The 4392-nt window shown below is 48.5% G+C and carries 5 protein-coding genes, 1 tRNA gene and 1 pseudogene; all 7 read left to right on the top strand.

The window, feature by feature from the left end:
- Nucleotides 1-172 (top strand): annotated as a pseudogene (locus Q0236_RS11500) (UDP-N-acetylglucosamine 1-carboxyvinyltransferase); the annotation flags it as partial.
- Between the two features lie 234 nt (nt 173-406).
- On the top strand, nt 407-1588 hold the full coding sequence (locus Q0236_RS11495; RefSeq protein ID WP_297918132.1) for a molybdopterin molybdotransferase MoeA: 1182 nt from the start codon (nt 407-409) through the stop codon (nt 1586-1588).
- 61 nt (nt 1589-1649) lie between these two features.
- Nucleotides 1650-1724: transfer RNA gene (locus Q0236_RS11490), tRNA-Gly, on the top strand.
- Between the two features lie 76 nt (nt 1725-1800).
- A complete protein-coding gene (locus tag Q0236_RS11485; protein ID WP_297918129.1) occupies nt 1801-2355 on the top strand; it encodes a UbiX family flavin prenyltransferase in 555 nt (184 codons plus the stop codon).
- Nucleotides 2355-2831: a pantetheine-phosphate adenylyltransferase gene (gene coaD / locus Q0236_RS11480; RefSeq protein WP_297918127.1), complete on the top strand. Its 477-nt coding sequence runs from the start codon at nt 2355-2357 to the stop codon at nt 2829-2831. Before Q0236_RS11485 ends, coaD begins: the two co-directional genes overlap by 1 nt.
- Before the next feature lie 72 nt (nt 2832-2903).
- Nucleotides 2904-3992 carry a hypothetical protein gene (locus tag Q0236_RS11475; protein ID WP_297918125.1) on the top strand — a complete coding sequence of 363 codons (1089 nt, stop codon included), beginning with the start codon at nt 2904-2906 and terminating at the stop codon, nt 3990-3992.
- Between the two features lie 173 nt (nt 3993-4165).
- Nucleotides 4166-4392: hypothetical protein (locus tag Q0236_RS11470; protein ID WP_297918122.1), on the top strand; the 227-nt coding region annotated here is incomplete at its 3' end.

Genomic DNA, 4392 nt, shown 5'->3' with positions numbered 1-4392 from the left:
CGCGGACGTTATGGCGACCGATCTGCGCGCCAGCTCAGCTCTCGTTTTAGCTGCCCTTGCGGCGCGCGGCGAGAGCAAAATACATAGAATTTACCACCTAGATCGCGGATATGAGAGGCTGGAAGCTAAGCTTGGTGCGCTTGGTGCGGACATACAGAGGCTTGAGGAATGAAGACTTCGAAATAAAATCTTGCGCAAGCAAGCGATGCGGAATTTTACGAGCGAAATGTTTTGAAATTTTAAGTAACACTAGCATTAAAATAAGGCAATTGAGCCCGTAAAATTTCGCGCATTTATTTGGGTAAAATTTTGCTTTGCAAGCTTTGGCACAATATAGAATTCAAGGCTACGCAAGGTCTTAACTGCGCGAATTTAAAATGTAAAAAAATGATAAAAAGGACTTAAAATGATAGGAATAAATGAGGCTATAGATTTGGCTACGGCTAGAATCACATCAAGCAGGCAGAGCGAAAAGGTACCTCTTCCCAGCGCTCTAGGTCGCATCCTTTCTAGCGATATTTCTGCGCTTAAAAACCTGCCCTGCTTCGATAATTCGGCGCTTGACGGCTATGCCTACGCGGCGGAATTCAAAGACGAAGAGCTAGAGATCGTAGAGCCTACGATTTTTGCAGGAGACGAAAAATTTTATGAAATCAAGGCTGCGCAAGCGCAAAAGATAATGACCGGCGCGCCAATGCCTGCAGGCGCGGACTCCGTCGCGAGGCTAGAGGATGTAGACGCGCAAGGCGGAACTCTAAAAATCCCTGCTTCCGTTCATGCTCACGACGGCTTTCGTAAAAAAGGCGAGGAGGTGCGTGCGGGCGAGCTTTTATTGCGCCGTGGCGAAATTTTAAACCCTGCTAAAATCATGCTTCTTGCCGCGCAAGGAATTTACGAAGTGGACGTTTACGCGCGTCCTAAAATCGCCCTATTTTCCAGTGGAAACGAGCTAAAAGAGCCGTGGCAGAGCGCAAGTGAGCGCGAAATTTATAACGCCAACTCTAGTGGTATTGCTGCATTGCTGCAAAAATACGGCTTTGAAAACGAGTATTTAGGGATTTTAAAGGATGATTTTAGCGCGGTATGCGAGGCGCTAAACGCTGCTACGCGTAAATTTGACGTGCTAATTACCAGCGGTGGAGCAAGTGCTGGGGAGGCGGATTTTATGCAAAGCGCTATGAGTGAACTTGGATTTTTGCAGGTTTTCGATCACATTGATATCAAGCCCGGCCGCCCCAGCAAGTGCTTCGCAAAAGACGGCAAATTCATCTTTGCAATGGCAGGCAATCCAATGGCTGCTTTCGTGCTTACGCGCGCAGTCATACTGCCGATCCTATTTAAGCTTAGCGGCGCAAGCGAGGCTTTTAGCGCAGAAGCGGCGATCTATGCCAAGCTCGCAAGCGATCTGAAGCTAAAAAGCGGCAGAGTAAATTTAACTGTAGGCGCATATGAAGGCGGAGTTTTTACGCCTATGCCGTCGCCTTCTGGGCGCATCAGACCGCTGGCTGCGGCATCGCATTTTTTCTTGGCTGATCCCGAATGCGACAAAGTTCGCGCTGGAGAAATCGTAAAAATTTATGAAATTTAAGCGAGAAATTATTGACAAATGAAAATTTATAGGCTACAATCGCGCTTTATTTTTACCGCATGCGGGAATAGCTCAGTGGTAGAGCGCAACCTTGCCATGGTTGATGTCGCGAGTTCGACTCTCGTTTCCCGCTCCATCTTAACTTCAAATTTTAAAATTCCTTCCGTTCCACTCGTTTTTGAAGCACAAAATTTCGATATGAAAGCCTTGAAATGAAAATTTTAGTTTGCGTAAGCGGCGCCAGTTTCTGCGAGATCGGGCTTGATCTGCTTAAATTTCTTGCCAGCTCGCCGCATGAAATTCACGCCGTGCTTACGCAGGGCGCACGCCGCGTCCTGCGCGCCGAAAGCGGCATAGACGCGGACGAGGCTCTAAAATCTGCGGAATTTAGGAGTGTAAAATTTTATCCCGACGACGATCTGAGCGCGCCGCCCGCTTCGGGCTCCTTTGGCATTGATGCAGTGATCTTTGCGCCCTGCTCTATCGGCTCTTTGGCTAAAATTTACGGCGGGCTTTGCGACAGTTTAAGCACGCGCGCCGCCGCAGTCGCGTTAAAAGAGCACAAGCGGCTGGTTCTTGGCGTGCGTGAGATGCCGCTTTCTGCGATCAGCCTGCGTCAGATGAGCGAGCTAGCCGCGCTCGGCGTCATCATCGCTCCGCCCGTGATCGCAGGCTACTGCGGCGTGCAAAATTTAAAAAATTTCATAATCGGCAAGTGGTGCGACGCGCTGGGCGTGCAAAACGAGCTGTTTAAGAGGTGGCAATAATGCAAAACTCAAGAAAATGTATCTATCCGGGCACTTTCGATCCTATCACAAACGGCCATTTGGACGTCATCAAGCGCGCGCTAGGGCTTTTTGATGAAGTCATCGTCGCAGTCGCGCTCAACGAGAGCAAGAAGCCCTACTTCAGCCTACAATCCAGACTAGAGATGGCGCGTGTCGCGACACGCGGGCTTCGTGGCGTGAGCGTGCAAAGCTTTGATAATCTGCTCGTGGATTTTGCTAAATCTTGCGGCGTGCGCTTCGTTATCCGCGGACTTCGCGCGGTTAGCGACTTTGAATACGAGCTGCAGATCGGCTATGCAAACGCCTCGCTATGGGAGGAATTTGAGAGCGTGTATTTGATGCCGACGCTCAAAAACGCCTTCATCTCAAGCTCGATTGTCCGCTCCGTTTTGAGCCACGGCGGCGACGTTTCGCACCTGGTGCCGAGCGAAATTTTAAAATTTTTGAAAAAATGAGCTTGCAAGCGACTGAAATTTAGCTCGCAGGCGCAGCTAAATTTAAAATTTACAAACCACACGGGAGATAAAATGAGCGAAGCAATGGATGAGATAGAAAGACTGCGAACGTTTTTAAAAAGCGTGAGAGATGAATACAAAGCCTTAAATAAAATAGCCGAAGCGCAGGTCGTAAGCAGGCGCTGGGCGTCGGGTAGCTATATCAATTTAGAGCCGTTTTATTTCGAATATAACCGCTTCTTTAAGGGCAAAATTTTAAAAGCTAAACCAAAAAAGATCGTAAACGCCTACGAATACGGCTTTGACGCGCAAGACCGCGTCGTTTTTGAAAGGCAACATGACGGCAAAAAACATTTCTTTGAAAGCCTTTATTTTTGGGGGAGGGACGAAGTTTTAAAATACGAATTTGGTTGCTATAACAAAAGATGCGTAGGATGCTTCAATATAAAAAGATTTATCTATGAGGATGGCGAGCTAAAGTCCATCTACTCGGCCTTTGACAACAACGCCTATGGGATAGAAAATTTTACTTACGAAGGCGGCAAACTCGCACAAAGACGGGAGTATGTAGAGCACCCTCGCGCAGGCAGAAGGAATGACGTAACAAACTATGAATTTGACGCAATGGGCGAGCTGAGCTTAATAACCGAAAATAGTTATGTGCGCTATCAAAAGCCCGATAAGGATATGAGCTACAAAAAGCTTTATGAGCTCGCCGCGCAAAGGCTGCTGCCCGCGATTAAAGAGACGATCAAAAAGCATGTGCCAGACTGCAAGCTCTACTGCATAAATTTAGCTTGCGACAATAGGAGTTTGCCGCCGATCATCGGATTCGGTTCGCAAGAACAGCGCGCGCAGTGGCTTGCGCGAAAAGATGGCTGGCTTCTTTGGCTCGTTCCTGATTACGAGTTTCGAGCTGAGGTCGAAGTAGACTACGAAACGGCGAAAATTTTCGATCTTTTCAATCAAGAAACGCAGCTAAATGATAAATATGCGCAGGCTAAAAAGCTCATTTGGGAGTGCGTGAAGCAGCTCAAAGCAGGTCTTGGCGAATTTGCGCTCGACATGACGGATGATTTTACGATCACGGCTACCGATTGCGATCTTAGCGATCTGCGGAAAAATTTCATAGCAATAAATCCCGAGCCGATAAACGTATAGGGCAAAATTTAAAATTTCATCGTCGCGGTTTTATCATCGCGCGCAGCACTCGCCCGCCCGCGCCGCTAGGCAACATACCCTACTCCGAATGACGCCGCCCTACTCGCCCGACGTGGCATCATATCCGCACGGCGTACCGTCTTTATCGGCTGGCGCCCTGCTCCGCTCGGTACATGTCCGTAAGCGTAAATTTACTCGCTCGCTGTTTATGCAGCTCGTCCCATCCGAGCGCTAAATTTAACCACGAGCTGTGCCGCAAAAAGCAAGAGCCGAATAAGGCAAGGCGCCCGATAAAATTTTACGCCGAAAGATCAAAATCGGCTTGCACAAGCTCGCGCAAAAGCCCGATTTGGAGGCAAAATTTAGCGTCCGGCTGCTTAAAAAAGCCGCTATTTAGCTA

The sequence above is a fragment of the uncultured Campylobacter sp. genome, from assembly GCF_938031315.1.
Lineage (GTDB): Bacteria > Campylobacterota > Campylobacteria > Campylobacterales > Campylobacteraceae > Campylobacter_B.
The sequence above is the reverse complement of the archived record's forward strand: the minus strand, read 5'-3'. Positions and strand labels throughout refer to the sequence as shown.

Excerpts from the sequence above, each read along its gene's own strand:
- coaD (WP_297918127.1), top strand. The coding sequence starts at position 2,355 with ATGCAAAACTCAAGAAAATGTATCTATCCGGGCACTTTCGATCCTATC.
- Q0236_RS11475 (WP_297918125.1), top strand. The coding sequence starts at position 2,904 with ATGAGCGAAGCAATGGATGAGATAGAAAGACTGCGAACGTTTTTAAAA.
- Q0236_RS11485 (WP_297918129.1), top strand. The coding sequence starts at position 1,801 with ATGAAAATTTTAGTTTGCGTAAGCGGCGCCAGTTTCTGCGAGATCGGG.
- Q0236_RS11495 (WP_297918132.1), top strand. The coding sequence starts at position 407 with ATGATAGGAATAAATGAGGCTATAGATTTGGCTACGGCTAGAATCACA.